Raw genomic sequence first — 23,603 nt, forward strand, 5'->3', positions numbered from 1 at the left:
GGATGAACTTGTAATGATTAGAAACTAGATAGATGAATTTTGCTCTCATAAGCGAGGGTTTATTTAGTCATCTGTAAATCATTCAAGGAATGCATATTTGGATTGTACATCCCTTTTATAAGGATAGGTGCCTATTTTATGTATCTGTCTTTTTTGTGGGAAAGTTTATATCTCTTATATAAAATATGCGTCCTTTAAACTTGGAGGAGTATATGATGAACCAATTAAAAAATAAAGTAGCAGTTATTACAGGGGTAAGTCGTCTAGATGGTATAGGCGCAGCGGTTTGTAAAGAATTAGCTGAATCAGGATACGATATATTTTTTACGTATTGGACAGCTTACGATAAAGAGATGCCTTGGGGCGTTGATAAAAATGAACAAATACAATTAAAAGAAGAGTTACTAAAAAACGGTGTTAAAGTCTCAAGTATGGAGTTAGATTTAACTCAGAATGATGCACCGAAAGAGCTTATAAATAAAGTTACTGAACAATTAGGGTACCCTCATATATTAATTAATAATGCAGCATATTCTACGAATAATGATTTCTCTACGTTGACTGCTGAAGAATTAGATAAGCATTATATGGTGAATATTCGTGCGACTACATTGCTCAGTAGTCAATTTGCCCGAGGATTTGATAAAAAATCTGGTGGTAGAATTGTGAATATGACTTCGGGGCAATTTCAAGGTCCTATGGTAGGAGAACTAGCGTATGCAACAACGAAGGGAGCTATTGATGCTCTTACTAGTACGTTGTCAGCAGAGGTAGCTCATTTAGGAATAACAGTGAATGCAATTAATCCAGGACCAACTGATACAGGATGGATGACTGAAGAGATAAAACAAGGGTTAAAGCCGATGTTTCCTTTTGGCAGAATTGGTGAGCCAAAGGATGCAGCTAGACTCATTAAATTTTTAGTAAGTGAAGAAGCTGAGTGGATTACTGGGCAAGTTATTCATTCAGAAGGTAGATTTAAAAGATAAAAAAGAAGGTATCTCACCTTAGTGAGATACCTTCTTTTTTAATCTTTCTTCAACCTTCGTGCAATACCATTCCCTAAAGACTGTAATCCTTGAACGAGGATAATTAAAATAAAGACAGTTGCATACATTACTTCAGGTTCATAGCGTAAATGTCCGAAGCGATATGCTAAGTCCCCTAGCCCACCAGCGCCTACAAGACCAGCCATTGCTGTTGCGCCGATTAAGCCAATCGTTGCAATTGTTAATCCAAGTACAAGGGAGGGACGAGCTTCTTTCACCATAACGTGCCAAATAATTTTTATAGTAGAAACGCCCATCGCTTGATAGGCTTCAATAACGCCGCGATCTACTTCTAATAAAGCAGTTTCCATTAATCGTGCAATATAAGGGGCCGTGAATACGACAAGCGGTACGATTACGCCTTGTACACCAATGGAGGTTCCCATTAGAAACTTTGTAAAAGGTAAAATGAAGAATAATAGAATGATAAATGGAAGAGAGCGAATGATATTAATAATTGTATTAAGAATTGGGTAAATGATTTTATTTTCGTGCTGCCCACCAGGTCTTGTTAAAACAAGTGTGACACCAAGTGGTAGTGCAATAAGGATAGAGATGAATAGTGAAATAGATGTCATTTGAAATGTTTGAATGGTTGCTTCCCATATGACTTTACCCCATTCATCCAAAAAGGACTTGTTTCCCATAATCTGTTCTACCCCCTTCTACGATGATTCCTTGCTCTTGTAAAAATGATAAAGCGTGGTTGATTTCATTTTGTTCCCCTTGCATATGAATGACAAGTTTCCCGTATGCCTCATGTTTTAACTGTGTAATATTACCGGATAAAATATTTGGATACACTTGGAAACGTTTTGTAGCGATAGCTAACGCTGGTTCACCAGAAGAATTTCCTATAAATGAAAGTGTTACGATTTCTCCGGTTCTTTGTAGTTCTTTTTGTACTTCAGCTGGGATTTTTGCTGCAAATGCACTATTTACAAATTTCTTCGTTGTTACATGTTGTGGGTTTGTGAAGATCTCCTTCACAGTCCCGCTTTCAATTACTGCTCCATGTTCCATAACAGCAACTCGGTCGCATATACGTTGGATGACATTCATTTCATGTGTAATTAATAAAATTGTAATCCCGATTTCCTCATTAATCTTTAATAATAGGTCAAGAATAGAATCAGTTGTTTCTGGATCTAAAGCACTCGTTGCTTCGTCGCTTAATAACACTTCCGGTTCATGTGATAGTGCACGTGCAATGGCAACACGTTGTTTCTGGCCACCAGAAAGTTCACTCGGATAGGCATCTTTTCGATTAAAAAGATCGACAATACGTAAATACTTTTCTACCCTTTTTTCAATTTCTAATTTTGGAACGCCAGCAAGGCGTAACGGTAATGCGATATTTTCATAAACGGTAACAGTTTTGAGCAAATTGAATCCTTGAAAAATCATCCCGATTTTTTGTCTCGCTTTTGCTAGTTCTTTTGTAGACAGTGTTGTTAAATCTTGCTCGTTTACAATAATATTTCCTGTCGTTGGTTTTTCTAATAAATTTACACAGCGAATTAATGTACTTTTGCCAGCGCCACTATATCCAATGATTCCAAATACTTCGCCCTTTTTTACTTGGAGGGAAGTGGACTTAAGAGCTTCCACATTCCCCTTTTTTGTTGTAAATACTTTGGATACATTTTTTAATTCAATCATTATCGTCAGCTCCTACCAAGACGGTAAAACAGAACCATCAAATTTTTTCTCGATAAATTCTTTTACTTCTTTAGATTGATAAGCTTTTTTTAATTTATTTACAACAACATCATCTTTATTTTCAGTACGAACAACGACCCAGTTCACATAAGGCGAATCTTTGCCTTCACGGAAAATGGAATCTTTCGCAGGGCTTAATTTTGCACCTAATGCAAAGTTTGTATTAATTGCAGCTGCTTTTACTTCACTTAGTTGTGTTGGTAATTGAGATGCCTCTAACTCAACAATCTTTAATTTTTTTGGATTTTCAATTACATCTTTCGCAGTCGCTTTTTCTGTCGCTTTTGGATCCACTTTTAAAACCCCTGCTTTTTCAAATAACTTTAAAGCACGAAGTTCATTCGTTGGGTCATTTGGGACAGCGATTGCGTCGCCCTCTTTTAATTCTTTTACATCTTTTATGTCTTTAGAATAGACGCCCATAGGGAATGTTACTGTTGAAAATACTTCGGTTAATTTCATATTACGTTCAGCTTTAAATACGTCTAAATATGATTTCGTTTGATAGCTATTTACATCAAGGCTTTTTTCATCGAGGGATACGTTTGGTGCTACATAATCATTAAATACTTTTATATCAATTTCGAGACCATCTTTCGCTGCCACTTCTTTTACCTTTTCAAAAATCTGCTCATGCGGCCCGCCTGTTACACCGACAGTAATCTTTTTCTCATCTAACGCTTTTACTTGTTTATCTGAACCTGCGCTACATGCGCCTAATAATAGTACCGCTCCGCTTACAATGCTTAATAATACTTTCTTCATCTATGATTCCCCCCCTTCATATACGTTCCAAAATAAAAAGCACCTCTCAAAATAAGAGAGGTGCCGAATAGACGAAATAGGTTCCTCTCTTATCTTCCAAAACGAAAACTCGTTTTGCAGGAATTAGCACCTTAGCTTATACGTCATAAGCTCGGTTGCCGGGCATCATCGGGCCAGTCCCTCCGCCACTCTTGATAAGAGTATGTGTATGTAGTTTTTTAGTATGGTACTAATAGTAAATCTTACAAAAAGAATTGTCAATATTGTTTTCTGAATATATTTTATTTTAAGGTAATCGAAACGTTTCCTTTTTTATGCCCTTTTTCCACATACATATGAGCTTCAGCAATTTCTTCTAATCGGTAAGTTCTATCAATAACAGGTTTTAAATGTTCTGTTTCAGTTAGTCTTTTTAGTAGAATCATATCCTCTTTACTTACTTTTGCCATCATTCCATTCACAGATACATATTTTCCATTAGGCGCTAATACTTGTTTACAAAGGGATTTTTTATGCTTCCCAACTGCATCAAATATAATATCGTAACGCTCGCGCCGCTTAGTAAAATCTTCTTTCGTATAATCAATTACTTTATCCGCTCCTAAAGATTGCACTAGTTCAAAATTTGAATTACTACAAACAGCTGTAACGATCGCACCAAAATATTTAGCGAGTTGTATGGCAGCTGTTCCTACTGATCCAGAGGCACCATATATGAGAACTTGTTGCCCCTTTTTTATTCGGCCTTTTCTCAGAAAATGCAACGCTGAAGTTCCACCAAAAGGAATAACTGCGGCTTCTTCATACGTTACATTGGTAGGTTTTAATGTTATTAATCCACTTTCATGCACGCATGTGTATTCGGCATAACCACCAAGATTTAGTTCTGTTAATGCAAAAATTTGATCTCCTTTTTTAAATTGAGTTACATCTGTCCCGATCTCCTCTATCTCTCCTGCTAATTCTACGCCAAGTATAGGGTTTCTCGGTTTTCTAAGTCCTAATATAAGTCGCATAGGAATCCAAAATAATAGAGGGCTATTAAATCCGCGTATTCTACAATCTCCAGTCGATACACTTGTTGCGTGAATTTTAACTAATACTTCGTTCTTTTTAGGTATAGGTTTCTCTATATTTTGAAGCTGAAGAACGTTAGGTGGTCCATACTGTGTGCAAATGATCGCCTTCATAATGTCCTCCTGAAATGAGTTGTCTTTATTTACATCATATTTAAGATCTTTATTAAACATGTCGCTATATAGTGAGTATAGATTAAAAATTATATAGATTTCATAGGAAAAGAGGTGATATTATTTTGGGAAAGGGGGCAACAGTATGAAAAAAATTATTTTTGTTTCAAGTTTAGTACTTGCAATCAGTCTAGGGGTAGGGTGTAGTAATGAGAAAACAGCAAAGACGGATGAGCCGAAAAAAGAATCCGTTCAAAAAGAAAAGGAATTAACGGCGAAAGATGTTTTCAAGAAAACGAATGAAGCTTTTAAAAATGAAGAACATGTAACGATGACATATGGTGTAGGGGTAAAAGCTGAGGGAACAGAGATGGATATATTAAAGGCTAAGATGCAATTAGAGCCAAAGACAAAGAATTCTCGTTCTGAAATGAATATTTCCGGTACAGATATTGTAGTGTATACTGTGGATGGTAAAGTTGCTGGTGAGGTAAAAAACCCTAATACAGGAGAAGTTGTAACCGTACCAGAGGAGCAATTAAACGCTGGTGGAATGAAAGCGACTCAAGATATTATAGATAAATTAGAAGTACCGGAAGTAGTTTTAGATAAAATGAAGCTGGAGAAAAGCGGAGATAAATATAAACTGAAATTTACATTAAAAGGGCAAGAAACAGAAAGTATGTTAACTAGCATGGATGAAACACAGAAGAAAATGTTACAAGCACAAAATGCGAAGATAGAAGAAGTGGATGCAGAATATATCATTACAAAAGATTTTAAATATGAATCAGCAAAGATAGACATGATTATGAGTAGCAATGGCAAGGATAAAGCACACATTATTACGAACGCAAAATATACGTCGTATGAAAAGTTTGACCCAATACAATTGCCAGCAGCAAAGTAACAGTTTTGATAAGGAGGGACCTAAAATAAGGTCCCTCTTTTTTGTATTCTTTCTTCATAGGAAAATAGGTACAATATAAAGAGGAAAAGATGTAGAAGAGGAGAGTGTCATTTGAAAAAAGGAAAGATAGCGGCGGTCATTGTTGCATATACGGTTTTGCTTGCAACGTCTGTACATACGTATAAAAAACAAATTGATCATCCTATTATGAGTGATGTAGGTAAATTGCTTCCGACAAAAATAAAACGTGTTGAAAGTGCTACGGAAGAGCACTCGTTAATAAAATTAGTGCGAGATGCAAAAGTTTCAGGAGAGAAAATTTCCATTGCAGGCATGCAACATAGCCAAGGAGGACAGACATATTATCCAAATGGCACGATGCTCGATATGAAAGGGTATAATAAAATATTAGAATTTGATCCAGAGAAGAAGCAGATTACAGTTCAAAGTGGTATCACGTGGAATGATATTCAGAAGAAAATAAATCCATATGGCCTTGCGGTACAGGTCATGCAGTCTCAAAATATTTTTACTGTTGGTGGTTCATTAAGTGTAAATGTACACGGGCGTGATATTCGTCATGAGGCACTAATTGATACAGTAGATTCATTTAGATTGTTAATGGCAGATGGCACGGTACGTAATGTAAGTAGAGAAGAAAATGCAGAGTTATTTCCATATGTCATTGGGGGTTACGGTTTATTTGGAGTTATTTTAGATGTGACGCTGAAGTTAACAGATGATGAATTATATGAAATGCACACGAGAATGATAGATTATAAAGAATACGCATCTTATTTCAAAGAGAAAGTGAAAAGAGATGAGAATGTTCGTATGCACTTAGCGCGTATTTCTGTTGCTCCAAATTCATTTTTAAAAGAGATGTATGTGACAGATTATACTTTGGCACAAAATCAAAATATGAGAGAAGAGTACAGTGAATTAAAGGAAGAAAATATTATAGCGGTACCGAAATTTTTACTTGGGTTATCACGTTATAGTGATTGGGGAAAGAATGCGTTTTGGGATATACAAAGAGGTTATTTTGAACGTACAGATGGAAAGTATGAGACGCGTAATAATGTTATGAGATCAGATAGTGCTTTTATGGAATATGAAAATCCAAATAGGACCGAAGTGTTACAAGAATACTTTGTGCCTATAGATGCTTTCACGGAGTATATAGATGATTTACGTAACGTATTAAATGAAGAAGAGTTTAATTTACTCAACATTACGATTCGTTACGTGGAAAAGAATGAAAATGCAGTTTTGTCCTATGCGAAAGATGATATGTTTGCGCTGGTTCTTTTGATTAACCAGGGACGCTCAGAGAGTGAGATAAAGAAAACAGAGGATGTCATTCGGAAGATGATTGATGTTACTTTAAAGCATAACGGTAGTTACTATTTGCCGTACTATTCTTATCCAACGAAAGAGCAGTTAAAGAGGGCATATCCTCGTATTGAAGAATTTCTCAAGAAAAAGAAGGAAGTAGATTCAGAAGAGAGATTTGTGAATTTATTTTATAGGGAGTATACGAAATGACATATAGAAGATTTGTGGCTTCGCAAAGTATCATCATGATGGCAGGAAGTATGGTATTTCCTTTTTATATATTATTGCTTCGAAACGTTGGAAATAGCTTCTCGCAATTTGGCTGGGCGTATGGCTTATTTGCTTTAACATCAGCACTTGTATATCCACTAGTGGGAAAGATATCTGATCAAGTAGGTGATAAAAAATTATTAATCATATACGCTTGGTCCATGGCAATCTTAATGCTTTGCTTTCCGATTGCCACGGAAGTATGGCATGTATATATTCTTCAAATTGTAATGGGCATTTTAGGTGCTGTGCAGCGTAATACTGAGAAGACTTCGTTAGCACGAAAGGTTGCGCAGGAAAAGGCTGGTTATGAGATTGGAAAATACCATGTGTGGACATCCATTGGCGGAGCAGTAGCGGTTATTGCCACGGGATATTTAGTAGATTTCTTTACGATTGGTACAATTTTTTATATTGCATCTATTCTATATGTAGTGAGCGGGATTGTATTAAGTAGTAAAAAAATATAACTATTCCTATTTTCACCTTAATACCCTTTATTTGTTATACTAAAAGGAATACAAAAGAAAAGGGGACAGTGCCTTTGATGAAATTTGTAGTTTTAGCTATTCTTACTTTGTTTTTGATTCCATGGACAAGAAGTAGTAGTAAGCTTCGAGCAGTGGATAAGAAGGGAGATAAGAAGGTTGTAAAGGGTAAGAAATCATCTATTTTAGTTATTCCTGTTTTATTTTGGATAGGTATTGCAATCTATGAATACTTTTGGCTAATTGATGATCGGGTAGACTCGATTCTTACTCATTATTCTGTTGCAGTAGCAATTTTAATTGGGCTTGTTTTATTTTCACAAGATCAAATAGGGAAATTAGAAGGCACATTAAAAGGACTTCTAATGTTTATTTTACTCGCAAGTTACGGCTACTTTGGTTATTTGCATGATATAGTAATCTCGCAAAAGAAATATGATTCTGTTGTTAAGGTAGAGAAAGATATTTCAGAGCCATTTACTGAAAATGACCAGCCGTTTACAGTGCCGCCAAAGACAGCGGAGAATAAGATGAAAAAAGTATTTGGTGATATTCCAAAAGTAGCTTATTTTGAGCTAGGAGAATTAACGCCACAAATGGTAAACGGCGAGGCTTTATATGTAGCGCCGATTGAAGTTTCAGGATTTTTTAAAGCGCGTAAAGCTGAGACAATTCCAGGGTACGTAACGATGTCAGGTACGAATCCTGATGCGGAAGCGAAACTGCACCTCGGTTATAAAATGAAATATGTGCCAAGCATGTTTTTTGGTAATAATTTAGAGCGTGTGGTAAGGCAAGCAGAACCAAATTTAATCTTTAAAGGAAAACCTAAATTTGAGGTTGATGATAAAGGAAAACCATATTATACAATGACGTATGGTGAATTTATTTCAGGAAGATCTGGATTTGAGGTAGAAGGTGTTGTCGTAGTAGATGCACAAACAGGTGAAGTGAAAAGATATGATAAAGGAAAGGCACCTAAATTTGTTGATGGTGTATTAAATCATGAGACTGCATCTACGTTAAATACGTACTTTGGTAAATATATTCACGGATTTTGGAATACGAAATTCTCACAAACAGATATGAAAATTCCGACTGAGTGGGGAACGAAAGAAGGCGTGACCCCGATCTTTGGTAAAGATGGAACATTGTATTATTTTACAGACTTTACTTCTCCAAAAGAAGGAGTAGATTCAGCCCTAGGCTATTCATTAGTAGATGCACGCACAGGCAAGCTATATTACTATAATGGAAAAGAAGTAAAGGGGATTATGGATGGTTCAGCAGCTACAGAAGTAGTAGATAATTCCTTTAAGAGAGAGAAATGGCATGGGACAATGCCTGTCATTTATAACGTATACGGTAAACCAGCTTGGATTATTCCGGTTGTTGATGATGGAGGCCTAGTACGTGCACATACAGTTGTATATGCTGCTAATGCAAAAATATTTGCGACAGGTTCTTCGCAGAAAGAAGCGCTTGAGAATTATAAAAACGTAATGAGCGGTAATGGTGATACATTTAGACCAACCTCAACAGGAAAAGAAGCGCAAAAAGAAGGTATTGTACAACGTGTATATAAAGAGAAATCAGGTGAAAATACAATCGTGTACGTACTTTTAGAGAATGAACAAAAGGTATTTATGATACCGGTGAAGAAATTCCCATATGCTATGTTTACAGAAGTAGGAGACCCAATTCAAATTACATATTTAGATACGGGAGAGACGATGGCCTCAGTATCTAAATTTACGAATAGCAATGTAAAAAAGTAAAGCGATAGAATTTCTATCGCTTTTTTTACATTATGAAAGAGGAAAATGCACTGTACTTGACGTATGTTTATGATGTAACTATAATTGTTACGATTCGGTTTGTATAGGAAAGGGTGAATTGAAAAAGTGAATGAAGTTAATCATGAAATATATAAACCTGTAAAGGCAAACAGGTTATGGATGATTCTTGTATTAGGAACACTTACGGCGATTGGGCCATTATCTATTGATATGTATTTGCCTTCATTACCGAAGTTAACGGATGACTTGCAAACAGGTGCATCCCTAGCGCAGCTTACATTAACAGCTTGTTTGCTTGGGCTGTCAGTAGGACAATTATTTGTTGGCTCAATTAGTGATATTTACGGAAGACGCAAACCGCTTATTATTGCTCTTATTATTTATGTTGCTTCTTCTTTACTTTGTGCTGTCGCGCCATCTATTTGGACATTAGTGTTATTGCGCTTTCTACAAGGAGCTTCAGGATCAGCCGGTATTGTTATATCACGTGCCATGGTACGTGATATGTACTCAGGTTCTGAAATGACGAAGTTTTTCTCACTGCTTATGTTAGTAAACGGAGCAGCACCTATTTTGGCACCGATTATTGGGGGGCAATTATTACAGTTTACAACGTGGCGCGGTGTTTTCATCGTCCTTGGGGCAATTAGCGTATTTATGTTAATCTCAGCTACTTTCGTATTGCGCGAAACATTACCTCCTGAAGAAAGAGAAACGGGTGGTTTGTCAGGGACTTTGGCGACGTACGGGAAACTATTAAAGGACCGTCTGTTTATGGGATATGCATTGTCACAAGGATTAGTAACAGCGGCAATGTTTGCATACATTTCGGGCTCACCATTTGTGTTGCAGAACATATACGGAGCATCACCACAGCAATTTAGTTTATTCTTTGCGATTAACGGCATCGGTATTATTATTGCTAGTCAGGTAACGGGTCGTTTAGCGGGGAAAGTGAATGAGAAGACATTATTTGTTGCTGGTATTATTATCGCAGCTGTTGGTGGCCTATCTTTACTACTTACAATCGTACTAGGAATAGGTTTAATCGGTGTTTTATGTTCGTTATTCCTTGTCGTATCAAGTGTCGGGGTTGTATCAACAACTGGGTTTTCATTAGCGATGAGAAATCAGAAACAAGCTGCAGGAACAGCATCAGCTTTATTAGGCTTATTACAGTTCATTTCAGGAGCTCTTGTTGCGCCGCTAGTAGGTATCGGTGGAAGTAATACAGCATTACCGATGGGGGTTGTTATTGCGCTTTGTGAAGTAGGAGCAGTGTTATGTTATCTATTTATGGCCAGAAGAAGTGAGAAGCAGTTTGAACTGCAGCAAAAACAAAATTTAGAGGCTTAACAAAAAAGAACTGATTCAAAGGGAATGTTTGAATCAGTTCTTTTTTTCATTTCTTTGAAATACCTCATACATATTATTCATGATCGTATCATATAAAACAGCAAGTTTATCCCACACCCAGCGATTACTATCGACTTCTTTTTCCCCACAGTCGATAATATCGGTATGGTCAGTAATTTTATACGCTTTTTTAACGATAATAGGAGCAATCTTCGGTATACGTGGGATTTCCTTTAAGGTATCTGCAAAGTTTCCAATGTAGACATGACCGATGATTTCGATTGTTAATGATTTATCCGATATATTTAGCACGGTATGAAATTGATTTGTATGTTGTTGTTTTAAATATTGAGCTAACTTAAATGGAGCATGCTTCTTCTTTAATACGCGGCGAAGGCTCTCTGTATTTTCGATATGAAGTGATTTTTCGCGAATAAGGACACGAATATCTTCTCCCATAAAAGGTATTGTGTTGTACATAGATGATTCTCCTTAAAACCTTACATATGTTTGCGTTATGCATATGTAAGTCTAGCATGGTTTGTTCTTTATGTGTGCTTACAGTTTTGTAAGGTGAGTAGTAAAGCAGTGCAAAAGTTATTTGTATAAAGTGACGATACTGTGACAAACATGTTGGTATATATATTACGATGTCGTCTTAAGTGTAAAAAGTAGGATGTTCTCGGTATAATAACAAGTGGAGATAAAAGAAACTATAATGAGTAGTAGCTGTAGATAAAAGGAGAAGAAGAGATGAAGAAGGTTTTGGGTATTGCTGTAATGGGAAGTATGATCCTTCTAGCAGGATGTAATGGAAATAAGGATACGAAAGAACCGAAAGAAAAGGTAGAGCAATCTACAGAACAAACAGAAGAAATGAAAGAATACCTTGCAGTACATGAAAAATACGATTTGAAAATGAATAAAGAAATTAATAACGCACTGCAGTTATTTGAAGTGGCAAAAGAAAAGGGCGGTAAGGAAATAACGACTGCTACATATAAAGAAGATGTGCAAAAGGTAACAACGAGCATGTTAGAAGATATTGATCATATACGAAAAGAAATTCGTGTTCCGAAGTCGAAAGAGCAAGAACATGAGGTATATGTCGGTTTCTTGAATGAATCGGAACAAGCAATGAAAAAATTACAGAAGTTAGCTAAAGAAGAAGATTCATCGTTGATTCGTGATATAGAAATTAATTTTGCAACAGCATCGACATACTATAAACGTTTTCAAGCAGAAACGAAAAAATAACCTTGCCTATGCAAGGTTATTTTTTCTTCTTACTACCGCCTACTTCTTTATTTTATTTCTCTTTTATATTCTTTTTTCGTTCCATCAGAGAAGACAACTTCTAAATCGAATTTTTGATAGTCTTTATCAAGTTTGAACACGTTCACTACTTGATCGATTACTTCTTGATCAGGAGTATCTTTATCAAATTTTAATTCTTGTAGAAGTGGGCTTAATTTTGTGATAGCCTCGTCTCCTGTTAATTTTACATCTGCTTTATGATCTTCAATTTTTGCTTCCATTTTCTTGTCAGCTGCTACATTTTTATAGTCTGCTTCGTAGTCTTTCTTTGTATCTTGGTAGTCTGCCTTTAAATCGAATTCATTGAAGTTTAGTTTTAAATCTGCAGGAGCCTCATTTTTTGCTTCTTCAGTCGTCTTTTTATTAGAAGTTGTGTCTTCTTTGGCAGGAGCTTTACATCCTGTTAATGCAGGTACTAGCATAAGAGCTAATAAAACTGATAGTAGAATTCTCATTATAAATTCCTCCTTATGTAAATTCGTTCTATACAAGTTTTTCCCAAAAACATGTAATTATGTATGTGTTGAAAATAAATTATTATCCTGCAGTCACAAGGGCTAATCCGCAATTTAAATCAAAAACGATTTGTATGTATATGGTAAATTGAAGTTGTGAGGGAGGGGCTAAAATGCATGAAGAATATAAAGAGATAATAAAAAAATCAATTGAATATATAGAGAATCACTTACATGAGGAGCTTACAACAGAAAGAGTGGCATCTCACAGTGCAGTATCGATGTACCATTTTCATCGCATCTTTCAAAGATATGTTGGGATGAGTGTAACAGATTATATTCGAAAGAGAAGGTTAACTCATGCTGCGCAAGTTTTAGTGTCAACGGAGAGAGCTGTTATTGATATTGCAGTGCAATACGGTTTTTCCTCACAAGAGGCATTTACGAGAGCTTTTAAAAGAATGTTTCAATTGCCACCAAAGAAATATCGAAAGTACTTTCAGTCATTTTATATAGAAAGAGAGGGTGTTTCAATGCAAAAAGGTATACCGAAAGGATGGATCTTAAGTGGAAGTCATCCTGCTGAATATGAGATGGGTTTAGATTATGAAGTTGTCCATCAAGGAAAAGTATCTGCATACATAAAAGCAAAAGAGAATGTTACGCATGGAGGATTTTCAACATTAATGCAAATGTTCCGAGCGGATAAATATGTAGGGAAGAGATTACGTTTTACAGCATTTATTAAGAGTGAAAATGTAAGAGATTGGGCAGGATTGTGGATGCGAGTAGATGGAAAAGATACAGAACCGCTCGCTATGGATAATATGCAAAATCGCCCCATTAAAAATACGAATAACTGGCAATCGTACTCGGTTGTATTAGATATAAAAGAAGAAGCACTTGGTATTGCATTTGGTGTTTTATTATCAGGAGAAGGTTGTGTGTGGCTAGATAGTATTCGATTTGATGAAGTAGATGAAAAAATCCCTTCAACAGATTTGGCAGAGAACTTTTATGAAACACTTTTAGAAGATCCGGTGAATCTACAGTTTGAAGAAGTAGAAAAATAAAAACAAGGAGAAAAGATATGCTCAAATATGTAAAACTAATAAGTATTAGTTTAGTAATATCGTCTTGTATTATGGGAATTAATTATTTAGTTAGCTATCTTTGGTCAGGGCATATACCTTCTTTGACGTGGAGAACATATTTGATGTTTGTGTTTATATTTATGATGAGTTTTGGTTCGATGCAAAAAGAAGGAAAAGAGGATTATTGACAATAGTCTTTTCCGCCTTTCTTTCATTAACACAAATGGTTGTAACTGTGCCACATGAAATGCTTTCTAAAACATATCAAACAATCAGTGAATTATTTCCTGCAACATATGCAGCGAATGGCTATTATACAATAATATTTGGAGGAGTTAGTTTAGAGAGAAATATTATTTCATTATTAGTTATTGTATTGGTTACACAATCAGTAGCAGTGATGACTTTAGCTATAAAAGGAATGGTAAAGGGAAGAAGAAGCTCTGTAGTTAAAGAAGTATAAAATAAAAAGGTATCCTCGGTGGGATACCTTTTTATTAGCACTTATTATTTTGTAACTTCTGTCCACTTGTAGTTAAACTCACCACCGAAGTCAGTTGTTACAAGTCCTTTAATGAAAGAGCGTTGTAGGTAAGAACGGCCTTGTTGGTATAAAGGAGCGACAGCGCCGTCTTGTAATAGAATTTTTTCAGCTTGCTTCATTGCTTCAAAGCGTGCTTTTTCATCGCCAGCTAAATCTGTTTTCACTTTATGAATTAGCTCATCGTACTCTTTGTTAGAGTATTTATCGAAGTTATAAGCACTATCTGTTGTAAATAAATCTAAGAATGTAATTGGATCAGCGAAGTCAGGGCCCCAGCCGTCAATACCAATTTCATAGTCACCACTTAATAGTAGTTTTAGCTGTTGTTTACGTGGTTGTGGTTTTAAATTCACTGTTAATCCATCTAGGTTCTTTTCTAATTCACCTTTTAAATATTCACCAGTCTTTTTAGCTAAAGCATTGTCACTTGTTAATAGTTCGATTGTTACTTTGTCAGTACCAAGTTCTTGTTTTGCTTTTTTCCAGTTTTCTTTCGCTGTTTTCACATCATCCTTGACTAGATTTCCATTTTCTTTACGGAAGTCATTGCCTTCTGGGCTCTTTGCAAATTTCGCAGGAACCATTCCTTCAGCTGGAACAGCGCCGTTATTTAAGATTGTTTCTACGTAAGCTTTTTTATTCATTGCGCCGTTAATAGCAAGGCGTGCATGTTGATTTTTTAATGTTTCATTTTTCTGATTTAATCGTAAGAATTGAATACCGACTTCAGCGCGTTCTTTGAAGTTTGGATCGCTCTTATATTTATCAACAAACTCTGCAGTTAAAGCAACACGATCAATTTGTCCTGAATCATATAAGTTCACTTCTGTAGACTTATCTTTAACGACATTGAAGTTGATTTCTTCTAATTTTACAGTTTTAGCATCCCAATAGTTAGGATTTTTCTTCAATTGGAAGCTTTGTTCATGTTTCCAGTTATCTAATGTGAAAGCACCGTTATAAATTAAATGATTTGTTTCTAAACCATATTTATCGCCTTGAGACTTTAAGTACTCTTCATTAATTGGTAAGAATGTTGAGAATGTAGTTAAGCTTAAGAAGTAGGGAACAGGACGGTCTAGTTGTACTTCTAACGTTTTATCATCAACAGCTTTGACCCCTAGTTGATCAATTGGCAATTGTTTTTGGCTTATTTGTTTCGCATTCTTTATATCGAAGAATAAGAATGCGTATTCAGCTGCTGTATCAGGATTTACGGCACGTTGCCAAGCGAAGGCAAAGTCCTTTGCTGTAACAGGAGTACCGTTTGACCATTTTGAATCACGGAGATGGAATGTATATTTTGTTTTATCGGGACTAATGTCAACCGACTCAGCGACACCAGGAACCGGTTTATTATCTTCTCCCATTGCATATAGCCCTTCAAAAACATTACGCATTACGTTCATGGATTCCCCATCCGTTGCTTTTGCAACATCCATTGTTGGAATTTCTGAAGCGAATGATAAGTTAATTGCCTGTTTATCAGGTGCTTTATCGTTTGCTTTCGCTCCGCTTGCATTATCTTTATTTCCCCCGCAAGCAGTTAGTAATAGACTTGCCCCCAAAACAGATGCAACAACAGGTACAACTTTTTTCTTCATTGTTCGTTCCTCCCTAAATGTGTTGTTCGTAACGTCATAATGTCCGTGTCTTGAAGTAGCTATAGAAGGAGATAAAACCTATTATAAATATTTGTTTATAGGTAATCAGGTGTTCTACATGTATATACATGTAGAACTGTAATCTATCGTTATATGTTTCAACGTAGTAGACATTATATTTTGATGGTGAAATATTTTGTTTCTTTGATTATTTAGAATATTAACACTGAAAAGAACTATATGTCAATAATAAAAATAGATTGTTAATTTCTCAGAATAATATATTAAAAAAGCAGATTCTCATGTGTGAGAGAACCTATTTTTAATATATTTTGCTAAAAAAACAATTGGTGTGGGCTAATAATAAGTGGGGATGAAGAAACCCCCACTTATTAAAGTTTCACTTTATTTTTCAATTTTTGCCCACTTGAAGTTTAATTGACCTGCAAAGTCTACTTGCACAATTCCTTTCACATAAGAACGTTCTAAATAAGATTCGCCTTTTTGGTAAAGAGGAGCGATAACAGAGTCTTTAAATAATATTTTCTCGGATGCTAGTAATGCTTCCCAGCGAGCTTTTTCATCACCAGCTAAAGTTGTTTTCACTTTTGCTATTGTTTCATCGAATTCCTTATTAGAGTAATGATCTAAGTTATAAGGGTTATTCGTTGTAAATAGCTCAAGGAATGTAATTGGATCCGCAAAGTCAGGGCTCCAGCCATCAATTCCGATTTCGTAGTCACCTTTTAATAAAAGCGAAACTTGTTGCTTACGCGGCTGAGGTTTTATATTTACTGTTAATCCATCTAGATTCTTTTCTAGTTGTCCTTTTAAGAATTCACCAGTTTTCTTATCAAGGTCAGCATCACTCGTTAATAATTCTAATGTTATCTTTTCAGAACCAAGCTCTTGTTTAGCTTTTTTCCATAACTCTTGTGCAGATTTTGTATCAACTTTTGTTAAATCGCCGTTTGCAGTACGGAAGTCTTTTCCTTCAGGTCCTTTTGCAAAGTTTTTTGGAACGAGACCAAATGTTGGTGTAGAGCCATCATTTAATAACGTATTTACAAAGGATTTTCTATCAATTGTTTGATCAATTGCTTGGCGTGCAGAAACGTTTTGAAGTACTTTGTTTTGTTGATTCATACGTAAAAATTGTACGCCTACGTTTGGACGTTCTTTAAAGTTAGCATCCTTTTTATATTTATCGACGAAGTCAGATGTTAGTTTTATACGATCTAATTGTTTTGACTCGAATAAATTTACTTCTGTTGATTTTTCTTTTACGACATTAAAATTGATTTCTTCTAGTTTGACAGTATCTTTATCCCAATAGGTAGGGTTCTTCTTAAATTTAAAGCTTTGTTCGTGCTTCCAATCGCTTAGTGTAAAAGCTCCATTGTACAAGATTGTATTATCTTCTAAAGCGTACTTATCACCTTGTACTTTAAAGAATTCCTCATTAATTGGTAGAAATGTTGGGAACGCTGTTAAGCTAATAAAATAAGGAACAGGACGCTCTAATTCTACCTCAAACGTATGGTCATCAACTGCTTTTACACCAAGTTGGTCGGCTGGAAGTTCTTTGTTGTTAATTTTTGTTGCGTTTTTAATATCAAAGAATAAAAATGCATATTCAGAGGCTGTTGCTGGATCTACGGCACGTTGCCAAGCGAACACAAAATCTTTAGCTGTAACAGGAGTGCCGTTTGACCATTTTGAATCTCGCAAATGGAATGTGTATTTCGTTTTATCGCCACTTACTTCATGAGATTTTGCAACACCAGGAACAGGTTTGTTACCTTCACCAAGATTATACAAACCTTCAAATACGTTTCTCATTACTTGACCAGAATCAGTATCTGTAGCACGAGCCGTATCCATTGTTCGTATTTCAGTAGGTGAAGATAAGTTTAAAACCTGTTTACTAGGTGCCTCGTCTTTTGCATTTGCTCCGCTTGCTTCGTTTTTATAACTACCGCAACCAGTTAATAAAATACTTACTCCTACAACTGATGCAATACCGGGTACAAACTTCTTTTTCATTTGATTTTCCTCCTAAATAATTAAGTTTGGATGATGATGAGGGAAATGAAAAATAAAAAATCCCTCTTTTCATATTGAGAAAGAGGGATTTTTACGTACAAGTTATGCACCCGTATATAAACGAAGTCCCTCATTCTATCTTTCAAGCATAAAGCTTGCAGGAAGTGGCACAGTATTCAAAATGAACCTGTTGCCGAGGTTTCAAAGGGCCAGTCCCTCCACCTCTCTTGATACAATGAGTAAACGAATAAATTTTATTAATTTTTGTGTTTCTTTGATAATTCAAAATCTTACACCTTGAATAATGAAGTGTCAACTAAATGAAATATAGTTTAAATTTTCAGTTTTCTTAAATGAAAAAACCACTGCATATGGCAGTGGTTTTTCTACTAGAAGTTAAAGTTATCTGGATCTGGACCAACGCGACGATCTTCATTTAAAGCTTGAATTGCTTTCATATCATCAGCACTTAATTCAAAGTCGAAGATGTTTGCATTTTCAATAATGCGATGTTCTTTAATTGATTTGGGAATTGTTACAACTTCGTTTTGTAAATCCCAACGTAAAATAATTTGCGCAGTTGATTTATTATATTTTGTCGCAATTTCTTGTAACGTTGGATTATCTAGTAGTTGTCCTTGCATTAATGGTGACCAAGCTTCAAGCTGGATATTATGTTCTTTACAGAATGCATGTAACTCTTCTTGTGCTAAACGTGGGTGGTATTCCACTTGGTTGACCATTGGCTTAATTTCAGCAATTTCAAATACGTCTTGTAAGTGGTGAATGTGGAAATTACTCACACCGATAGCGCGAACACGGCCATCTTTATAAAGTGTTTCTAATGCTTTCCATGATTCAGTATATTTCCCTTTTACAGGCCAATGTACTAAATATAAATCTAAATATTCTAGACCTAATTTCTCTAATGTAGTTTCAAATGCTTGAAGCGTTGTTTCATATCCTTGATCGCTATTCCATACTTTTGAGGTAATAAATAATTCTTCACGTGAAACACCGGATTCACGAATCGCTTGCCCAACGCCTTCTTCATTTTGATAGATTGCTGCAGTATCGATGCTGCGGTAGCCATTTTTAATTGCTGCTTTTACAGAATCAATTACTTCTGAACCATCTTCTACTTTAAAAACACCTAAACCAAACCAAGGCATTTTTACACCGTTATGTAATGTTGTATAGTCTTTTAAACTTGTTAAAATCATATTATTTCCCCCTAGCTTTTTTGTTTGTTGCTTCTACTGCTTTTTGAATTGCCTCTGAAAAATTATATTCGTATAAAGTTTTGAGACCTTCAGCTGTGGAACCACCTGGCGTTGTTACTTGTTCGCGAAGGTTAGCTGGATTTTGCGTTTGTTCAAGCATAGAAGCAGAGCCAGAAATCATTTGAATGACAAGATGTTTTGCGGTTTCTTCATCAACTCCATAACTTTTTGTTGCTTCAATTAAGCTTTCAGCAAAGTAATAAAGGAAAGCTGGTGCACTTCCAGTAACTGCAGTAAGCTGATGAACTTCTTCCTCAGTACAAAGTTGCGAAGTACCAATACCTTTTAAAAGTAGTTGCAGGGTTTCTTGATGTATCTCGTTTACTGATTGTCCCATTGTATATAAGGAGATAGACTTTCCAATTTCAGCAGCTGTATTAGGCATAATCCAAGCAACAGGCGTGCCTTTTGGGAGTCTAGCTTCTAAATAAGATGGTCCAATGCCAGCTGCTACTGTTACGACTAGTTGATTTGATATTAACGGAGATAGCTCAGCTAATAACTCTTCATGAGCCGAAGGTGGCATTGCTAAAACAACCGTATCAACAGATGTAACATGCTGTTTCCAATCTGTTGTAGTAGACACATTATATCGATGTTGTAACTGTTTTAGCTTTTCTATGTTGCTTCGGTTAGAGACGATAATTTCTTCGATGTACTCTTTGCTTGTTTTAAGTAATCCGGAAAATATAGCTTCTGCCATACGACCGGCACCAATAAATAAAATTCGATGTTTAGTTAGCATATCCTTTATTCCTTTCTAGTAGAGATATGTTATAAAAACGATATCATCTTTAAGAGAATTTTGTAAAAAGAAAAGACTTACCGTAGATGGAATGGATAATGAGAAGGAGGAAATTCATGGTAAAGGAAAGGGCTATTCCTTATACTGGTGATAGGGAATTTATTACACATCTGGGGAGAGATAAATATGGTTAGAAGTTCACTTTTTTTACTTGTTTCTAGTATTATTTGTGTATTAGTTGGATTGTATATTCAATCGAGTTATATTGAAATTTTCGCATCAATTATGGGGATCATTAATGTTTGGTTATTAGCGAGAGAAAAAGTATCCAACTTTTTATTTGGCATGATTACTGTTGCGGTATTTCTATACATTTTTATTACACAAGGTTTATATGCAATGGCAGTATTAGCCGCTTTTCAATTTATATTTAATGTATATGGTTGGTATTATTGGATTGCACGAAGTGGGGAGGGAGAGGTAAAAGCAACAGTTCGTTTAGATTTGAAAGGATGGACTTTTTATATAAGTTTTATTTTAGTTGCTTGGATTGGTTGGGGTTATTATCAAGTCCGTTATTTAGAGTCAACAAGTCCATATTTAGACGCTTTAAATGCCGTATTGGGACTAGTGGCTCAATTTATGTTAAGTCGAAAAATATTAGAAAACTGGCATTTATGGATTTTATATAACGTAGTTAGCATTGTAATTTATATTTCTACTGGTTTATACGTCATGCTAATATTAGCTATTATTAATCTCTTTATATGTGTAGCTGGTTTGCTAGAGTGGAAGAGCAATTATAAGGGGCAAGAACATACAAATAATTATATCTAGAAAATAATTAGAATTAAAAAACCCCTGAAGTACATATGCTTCAGGGGTTTACTAATAGAATATAAGATTATGCTTTTGTCATACCAAGTAATACAGCGCCGCCAATAATTAAAACACTACCGAGTGCAATAAAGATCAATTGACGTTTTGTTTTCTTTTCACCTAAGAATACAATCGCACCGAATGTTGAGATAACGATTCCAGTTTGAGATAATGGGAAGCTTGTTGCTACTCCAACACGTGGTAATGAAAGAAGTAAGAATAAGTTTCCAGTTCCCCATAGTAAACCAGACAAAGCATTACGGATTGCATATTTGTTAAATGGTTTATGTTTAGACGTCAGTACAACCGCACCAACAAACATACCAACTGCTTGTGGTAAAATAGCAGACCAACCATCGATATTATACCAACGAATAATAATTACATATACAAGATAGCCGAAAGTAGAAACAATTAAAGTAAGAAGTCCTTTTTTCAATTGTCCAGGTGGCTGAGCATTTTCTTTATCATCTAATGATGTGAATACAACACCAACTACGATTAATAGGATTGCAATCGTTCCCAGAATGATCGTTGTAGTAGTAGTCCACTCACGGAAAGCGATAACCCCAAAGATAGAAGTTGCAACAAGTTGCATACCAGTAGAAATCGTTACAGTAGTTGAAACACCTAGTTTTTCAACTGTTTTTAATTGGTTTACTTGTCCTAAAGCCCAGAATAAACCTGAAATAAAACCAACAATTAAGATTGTCATTGTTAAAGCTGGTTGAGTAAATACATACATAATTGTTGCGAAGAATAGAGCACCGATTGTCATACCTACCGTTTGGCTATATGCACCACCGCCCATTTTTACGCTTACTAATAAGATGTTTCCCCATGCAATTGCAGGAAGAAGCGCTAATAAAATGTCCATTACAAGACTCCCTTCGGTTTGCTATACCAATATAGTTACATATCGTTCTAACGATCGGTAATGCCCCACTAATAGAGTAGAAGATTACCGATCGCTAAAACAGGATGAAGAATTCACGATATAAATGCGTTTTCATTTCTTCATTTTTTGAAACACCTCCATATAATAACAGGAAATTGCCTATTTTAGAAAGTGAATTCAAATAAAATGTATATTTTAATAAGAGGTAAAATTCAGTTATTTCCCGATGGTATATTTTATTTCCTAAGAAATAAAGAAGCAGCTTCGAAAAAAGCTGCTTTAAGAGTTAGTAATTCTTTTATTAATAAGTTGAATACATAGTAGAAATACGAGTGACATACCGATAGTAATAACTACAAGTGTCCATGCGAGTTGCATATTACTTGCATCAATAGCCATGTAAATTGCAGTTGGGATTGTCTGTGTTTTACCAGGAATGTTCCCGGCAAACATAAGTGTAGCGCCAAATTCACCGAGCGCGCGGACAAAGCTCAAAATCATCCCGCTTAGTAAGGCAGGAAATGCGAGCGGAAGTGTAACGTGCAGAAAAACTTGATATTCACTTGCGCCAAGGTCACGAGCACTTTCTTCAATTTGTACATTTGCGATAGAAAATCCCGTTTTCGCTGATTGGTACATAAGCGGAAATGCAACAACTGTAGAAGCAATGATCGCAGCAGTAGATGTGAACATAATAGACTGCTGAAATAATGATTCAACCCACTTTCCGATCGGGCTGTTGTTTCCAAAGATGATAATGAGAAAGAAGCCGATAACAGTTGGTGGAAGTACCATTGGTAATAAAAATATGGTTTCTAATAGTACTTTATATCGCCATGAGGAGCGAGCTAGTGCTCGCCCGACAATTGTCCCTAAAATTGTAACGAGAATAGTGGCGCATGCAGCTACTCTTAAAGATAGAAAGACAGGCGATAAAATAGCATCAATGCTCATAGTAATTACGACAGGACTGTAAATCCATATTTTTTAAAGATAGATTGTGCATTTTTTGACTGCAAATACTCATAAAATGAAGTCGCCTCTTTCTTATGTTTAGATTCCTTTATAACACCTAAAGGATAGTGGATTGGCTCATGAGAAGTAGCTGCTGCTGTCTCACCAATCTTTACTTTATCCGAAATGAGAGCATCTGTTTTGTATACGATACCAGCATCGACATTCCCTGTTTCTACATATGTTAACACTTGGCGAACATCTTTTGTAAATACGACTTTATTTTGAACATCATTCCAAAGGTTTTCGTGTGTTAGAGAAGCCTTTGCATATTTGCCAGCAGGTACAGATTCAGGTGTACCAAGTGCAATTTTTTTTATTTTTTCATCTTTTAAATCTTGAATTTTTGTAAGAGAACTATCTTTTGGGACGACTAGAACTAGTTCATTTCCAAGAAGATTTTTCCCTTCTTTTTCATTAATGAATCCTTTTTTTACAAGGGTTTGGAATTTATCTTCTGCTGCTGAGAAGAATAAATCAGCAGGTGCACCTTGTTCAATTTGTTGTTGAAGTGCTCCAGAAGCACCGAAGTTAAAAGAAAGTTTGATATTTGGCTCTTTTTCTTTATATTGTTTTTCGATTTCTTTTAATGCATCTTGTAAGCTTGCAGCAGCTGAGATAGTCAGTTCAACTGTTTTATCCTCTTTAGTAGCTGACTTTGTATGCTTTTCCCCACTTGTACAAGCAGCGCTAAATATAAGAAGGAAAGAAAGTATAAGTGCCCCGATGGAACGTAATATAAATTTATTCATAAAAAAATCCCCTTTCATTTTGACACATCTAATTATAACTAAATATAACTAAATATAACTAGTTATAATTGAATATAATTTGAAC

Annotated in this window: 24 protein-coding genes and 2 riboswitches; of the genes, 11 read left to right on the plus strand and 13 right to left on the minus strand. The window is 35.5% G+C overall.

The window, feature by feature from the left end; genetic code table 11:
- The first annotated feature begins 212 nt into the window (after nt 1-212).
- Entirely contained in the window at nt 213-989 is a 777-nt protein-coding gene (locus tag ACTFRU_RS27885; RefSeq protein ID WP_440037989.1) for an SDR family oxidoreductase, read from the plus strand.
- 38 nt (nt 990-1,027) lie between these two features.
- On the opposite strand, the gene ACTFRU_RS27890 is transcribed toward ACTFRU_RS27885, so the two are convergent.
- The 4 genes from ACTFRU_RS27890 to ACTFRU_RS27905 form a co-directional block, all read right to left on the minus strand.
- On the minus strand, nt 1,028-1,696 hold the full coding sequence (locus tag ACTFRU_RS27890) for a methionine ABC transporter permease (protein ID WP_000527136.1): 669 nt from the start codon (nt 1,694-1,696) through the stop codon (nt 1,028-1,030).
- Nucleotides 1,671-2,711, minus strand: a complete 1,041-nt coding sequence (locus tag ACTFRU_RS27895) for a methionine ABC transporter ATP-binding protein (protein ID WP_000571355.1) — start codon at nt 2,709-2,711, stop codon at nt 1,671-1,673. The genes ACTFRU_RS27890 and ACTFRU_RS27895 overlap by 26 nt, the downstream gene beginning before the upstream one ends.
- 12 nt (nt 2,712-2,723) lie before the next feature.
- A complete protein-coding gene (locus ACTFRU_RS27900) occupies nt 2,724-3,536 on the minus strand; it encodes a MetQ/NlpA family ABC transporter substrate-binding protein (protein ID WP_000756980.1) in 813 nt (270 codons plus the stop codon).
- 86 nt (nt 3,537-3,622) lie between these two features.
- Nucleotides 3,623-3,737, minus strand: a riboswitch (SAM riboswitch).
- 80 nt (nt 3,738-3,817) lie between these two features.
- Nucleotides 3,818-4,726 (minus strand): NAD(P)-dependent alcohol dehydrogenase, encoded by a 909-nt coding sequence (locus tag ACTFRU_RS27905; protein ID WP_000643882.1) that lies wholly within the window; start codon nt 4,724-4,726, stop codon nt 3,818-3,820.
- 145 nt (nt 4,727-4,871) lie between these two features.
- Here ACTFRU_RS27905 and ACTFRU_RS27910 point away from each other — a divergent pair, with 145 nt between their 5' ends.
- The 5 genes from ACTFRU_RS27910 to ACTFRU_RS27930 all read left to right on the plus strand — a co-directional run bounded on the left by ACTFRU_RS27910 (nt 4,872) and on the right by ACTFRU_RS27930 (nt 10,887).
- Nucleotides 4,872-5,636, plus strand: coding sequence for a hypothetical protein (locus tag ACTFRU_RS27910; RefSeq protein ID WP_431154990.1), 765 nt, complete (start codon nt 4,872-4,874; stop codon nt 5,634-5,636).
- 111 nt (nt 5,637-5,747) lie between these two features.
- A complete protein-coding gene (locus ACTFRU_RS27915) occupies nt 5,748-7,184 on the plus strand; it encodes an FAD-binding oxidoreductase (RefSeq protein ID WP_440037990.1) in 1,437 nt (478 codons plus the stop codon).
- Entirely contained in the window at nt 7,181-7,714 is a 534-nt protein-coding gene (locus ACTFRU_RS27920) for an MFS transporter (RefSeq protein ID WP_000222361.1), read from the plus strand. Before ACTFRU_RS27915 ends, ACTFRU_RS27920 begins: the two co-directional genes overlap by 4 nt.
- Nucleotides 7,715-7,791: 77 nt before the next feature.
- Complete coding sequence (locus ACTFRU_RS27925; protein ID WP_000674048.1) at nt 7,792-9,510, plus strand: DUF3981 domain-containing protein; 1,719 nt, start codon at nt 7,792-7,794, stop codon at nt 9,508-9,510.
- A 117-nt stretch (nt 9,511-9,627) separates the two neighbouring features.
- On the plus strand, nt 9,628-10,887 hold the full coding sequence (locus ACTFRU_RS27930; protein WP_224200803.1) for a multidrug effflux MFS transporter: 1,260 nt from the start codon (nt 9,628-9,630) through the stop codon (nt 10,885-10,887).
- Nucleotides 10,888-10,920: 33 nt separating this feature from the next.
- On the opposite strand, the gene ACTFRU_RS27935 is transcribed toward ACTFRU_RS27930, so the two are convergent.
- Entirely contained in the window at nt 10,921-11,367 is a 447-nt protein-coding gene (locus tag ACTFRU_RS27935; protein ID WP_000282860.1) for a hypothetical protein, read from the minus strand.
- 273 nt (nt 11,368-11,640) lie between these two features.
- On the opposite strand from ACTFRU_RS27935, the gene ACTFRU_RS27940 reads away from it, so the two are divergent.
- A complete protein-coding gene (locus ACTFRU_RS27940) occupies nt 11,641-12,144 on the plus strand; it encodes a hypothetical protein (protein ID WP_000756525.1) in 504 nt (167 codons plus the stop codon).
- 47 nt (nt 12,145-12,191) lie between these two features.
- Here the strand turns inward: ACTFRU_RS27940 and ACTFRU_RS27945 are convergent, their stop codons facing one another.
- The gene (locus ACTFRU_RS27945; RefSeq protein WP_001221552.1) at nt 12,192-12,659 is read right to left on the minus strand and encodes a YusW family protein; all 468 of its coding nucleotides are present in this window, start codon (nt 12,657-12,659) and stop codon (nt 12,192-12,194) included.
- Between the two features lie 173 nt (nt 12,660-12,832).
- Between ACTFRU_RS27945 and ACTFRU_RS27950 the strand changes: the two genes are divergently transcribed.
- Genes ACTFRU_RS27950 through ACTFRU_RS27960 form a run of 3 tightly spaced genes read left to right on the plus strand, consistent with a single transcriptional unit; the run spans nt 12,833 to nt 14,216 of the window.
- A complete protein-coding gene (locus ACTFRU_RS27950; protein ID WP_000544202.1) occupies nt 12,833-13,732 on the plus strand; it encodes a helix-turn-helix transcriptional regulator in 900 nt (299 codons plus the stop codon).
- A gap of 17 nt (nt 13,733-13,749) precedes the next feature.
- Nucleotides 13,750-13,941 carry a hypothetical protein gene (locus ACTFRU_RS27955; protein ID WP_000922547.1) on the plus strand — a complete coding sequence of 64 codons (192 nt, stop codon included), beginning with the start codon at nt 13,750-13,752 and terminating at the stop codon, nt 13,939-13,941.
- The gene (locus tag ACTFRU_RS27960; protein ID WP_140421641.1) at nt 13,938-14,216 is read left to right on the plus strand and encodes a hypothetical protein; all 279 of its coding nucleotides are present in this window, start codon (nt 13,938-13,940) and stop codon (nt 14,214-14,216) included. Before ACTFRU_RS27955 ends, ACTFRU_RS27960 begins: the two co-directional genes overlap by 4 nt.
- A gap of 44 nt (nt 14,217-14,260) precedes the next feature.
- On the opposite strand, the gene ACTFRU_RS27965 is transcribed toward ACTFRU_RS27960, so the two are convergent.
- From ACTFRU_RS27965 to proC, 4 genes are all read right to left on the minus strand, one after another.
- Entirely contained in the window at nt 14,261-15,901 is a 1,641-nt protein-coding gene (locus ACTFRU_RS27965) for a peptide ABC transporter substrate-binding protein (protein WP_088363513.1), read from the minus strand.
- 405 nt (nt 15,902-16,306) lie between these two features.
- Nucleotides 16,307-17,947, minus strand: a complete 1,641-nt coding sequence (locus tag ACTFRU_RS27970; RefSeq protein ID WP_000726482.1) for a peptide ABC transporter substrate-binding protein — start codon at nt 17,945-17,947, stop codon at nt 16,307-16,309.
- Nucleotides 17,948-18,079: 132 nt separating this feature from the next.
- Nucleotides 18,080-18,184, minus strand: a riboswitch (SAM riboswitch).
- Nucleotides 18,185-18,336: 152 nt separating this feature from the next.
- On the minus strand, nt 18,337-19,170 hold the full coding sequence (locus ACTFRU_RS27975; protein WP_000604203.1) for an aldo/keto reductase: 834 nt from the start codon (nt 19,168-19,170) through the stop codon (nt 18,337-18,339).
- A 1-nt stretch (nt 19,171) separates the two neighbouring features.
- A complete protein-coding gene (gene proC, locus ACTFRU_RS27980; RefSeq protein ID WP_000956253.1) occupies nt 19,172-19,975 on the minus strand; it encodes a pyrroline-5-carboxylate reductase in 804 nt (267 codons plus the stop codon).
- 186 nt (nt 19,976-20,161) lie between these two features.
- On the opposite strand from proC, the gene pnuC reads away from it, so the two are divergent.
- Entirely contained in the window at nt 20,162-20,812 is a 651-nt protein-coding gene (gene pnuC, locus ACTFRU_RS27985; protein ID WP_226368416.1) for a nicotinamide riboside transporter PnuC, read from the plus strand.
- 67 nt (nt 20,813-20,879) lie between these two features.
- On the opposite strand, the gene ACTFRU_RS27990 is transcribed toward pnuC, so the two are convergent.
- The 3 genes from ACTFRU_RS27990 to modA form a co-directional block, all read right to left on the minus strand.
- Complete coding sequence (locus ACTFRU_RS27990; RefSeq protein ID WP_000353544.1) at nt 20,880-21,731, minus strand: GRP family sugar transporter; 852 nt, start codon at nt 21,729-21,731, stop codon at nt 20,880-20,882.
- 300 nt (nt 21,732-22,031) lie between these two features.
- The gene (modB, locus tag ACTFRU_RS27995) at nt 22,032-22,706 is read right to left on the minus strand and encodes a molybdate ABC transporter permease subunit (RefSeq protein ID WP_000020526.1); all 675 of its coding nucleotides are present in this window, start codon (nt 22,704-22,706) and stop codon (nt 22,032-22,034) included.
- Between the two features lie 5 nt (nt 22,707-22,711).
- Nucleotides 22,712-23,518: a molybdate ABC transporter substrate-binding protein gene (gene modA / locus ACTFRU_RS28000; RefSeq protein ID WP_440037991.1), complete on the minus strand. Its 807-nt coding sequence runs from the start codon at nt 23,516-23,518 to the stop codon at nt 22,712-22,714.
- Nucleotides 23,519-23,603: the final 85 nt, after the last annotated feature.

The sequence above is a fragment of the Bacillus cereus group sp. MYBK220-1 genome, from assembly GCF_051916445.1.
In the GTDB taxonomy this organism is placed as follows: Bacteria; Bacillota; Bacilli; order Bacillales; family Bacillaceae_G; genus Bacillus_A; species Bacillus_A cereus.

What these genes read in the sequence shown, in the direction of transcription:
- ACTFRU_RS27975 (WP_000604203.1), bottom strand. Translation starts at nt 19,170, where the DNA reads ATGATTTTAACAAGTTTAAAAGACTATACAACATTACATAACGGTGTA.
- ACTFRU_RS27965 (WP_088363513.1), bottom strand. Translation starts at nt 15,901, where the DNA reads ATGAAGAAAAAAGTTGTACCTGTTGTTGCATCTGTTTTGGGGGCAAGT.
- ACTFRU_RS27990 (WP_000353544.1), bottom strand. Translation starts at nt 21,731, where the DNA reads ATGGACATTTTATTAGCGCTTCTTCCTGCAATTGCATGGGGAAACATC.
- proC (WP_000956253.1), bottom strand. Translation starts at nt 19,975, where the DNA reads ATGCTAACTAAACATCGAATTTTATTTATTGGTGCCGGTCGTATGGCA.
- modB (WP_000020526.1), bottom strand. Translation starts at nt 22,706, where the DNA reads ATGAGCATTGATGCTATTTTATCGCCTGTCTTTCTATCTTTAAGAGTA.
- pnuC (WP_226368416.1), top strand. Translation starts at nt 20,162, where the DNA reads ATGGTTAGAAGTTCACTTTTTTTACTTGTTTCTAGTATTATTTGTGTA.
- ACTFRU_RS27900 (WP_000756980.1), bottom strand. Translation starts at nt 3,536, where the DNA reads ATGAAGAAAGTATTATTAAGCATTGTAAGCGGAGCGGTACTATTATTA.
- ACTFRU_RS27970 (WP_000726482.1), bottom strand. Translation starts at nt 17,947, where the DNA reads ATGAAAAAGAAGTTTGTACCCGGTATTGCATCAGTTGTAGGAGTAAGT.
- ACTFRU_RS27920 (WP_000222361.1), top strand. Translation starts at nt 7,181, where the DNA reads ATGACATATAGAAGATTTGTGGCTTCGCAAAGTATCATCATGATGGCA.
- modA (WP_440037991.1), bottom strand. Translation starts at nt 23,518, where the DNA reads ATGAATAAATTTATATTACGTTCCATCGGGGCACTTATACTTTCTTTC.
- ACTFRU_RS27905 (WP_000643882.1), bottom strand. Translation starts at nt 4,726, where the DNA reads ATGAAGGCGATCATTTGCACACAGTATGGACCACCTAACGTTCTTCAG.
- ACTFRU_RS27925 (WP_000674048.1), top strand. Translation starts at nt 7,792, where the DNA reads ATGAAATTTGTAGTTTTAGCTATTCTTACTTTGTTTTTGATTCCATGG.
- ACTFRU_RS27890 (WP_000527136.1), bottom strand. Translation starts at nt 1,696, where the DNA reads ATGGGAAACAAGTCCTTTTTGGATGAATGGGGTAAAGTCATATGGGAA.
- ACTFRU_RS27955 (WP_000922547.1), top strand. Translation starts at nt 13,750, where the DNA reads ATGCTCAAATATGTAAAACTAATAAGTATTAGTTTAGTAATATCGTCT.
- ACTFRU_RS27945 (WP_001221552.1), bottom strand. Translation starts at nt 12,659, where the DNA reads ATGAGAATTCTACTATCAGTTTTATTAGCTCTTATGCTAGTACCTGCA.
- ACTFRU_RS27935 (WP_000282860.1), bottom strand. Translation starts at nt 11,367, where the DNA reads ATGTACAACACAATACCTTTTATGGGAGAAGATATTCGTGTCCTTATT.
- ACTFRU_RS27940 (WP_000756525.1), top strand. Translation starts at nt 11,641, where the DNA reads ATGAAGAAGGTTTTGGGTATTGCTGTAATGGGAAGTATGATCCTTCTA.
- ACTFRU_RS27885 (WP_440037989.1), top strand. Translation starts at nt 213, where the DNA reads ATGATGAACCAATTAAAAAATAAAGTAGCAGTTATTACAGGGGTAAGT.
- ACTFRU_RS27950 (WP_000544202.1), top strand. Translation starts at nt 12,833, where the DNA reads ATGCATGAAGAATATAAAGAGATAATAAAAAAATCAATTGAATATATA.
- ACTFRU_RS27895 (WP_000571355.1), bottom strand. Translation starts at nt 2,711, where the DNA reads ATGATTGAATTAAAAAATGTATCCAAAGTATTTACAACAAAAAAGGGG.
- ACTFRU_RS27910 (WP_431154990.1), top strand. Translation starts at nt 4,872, where the DNA reads ATGAAAAAAATTATTTTTGTTTCAAGTTTAGTACTTGCAATCAGTCTA.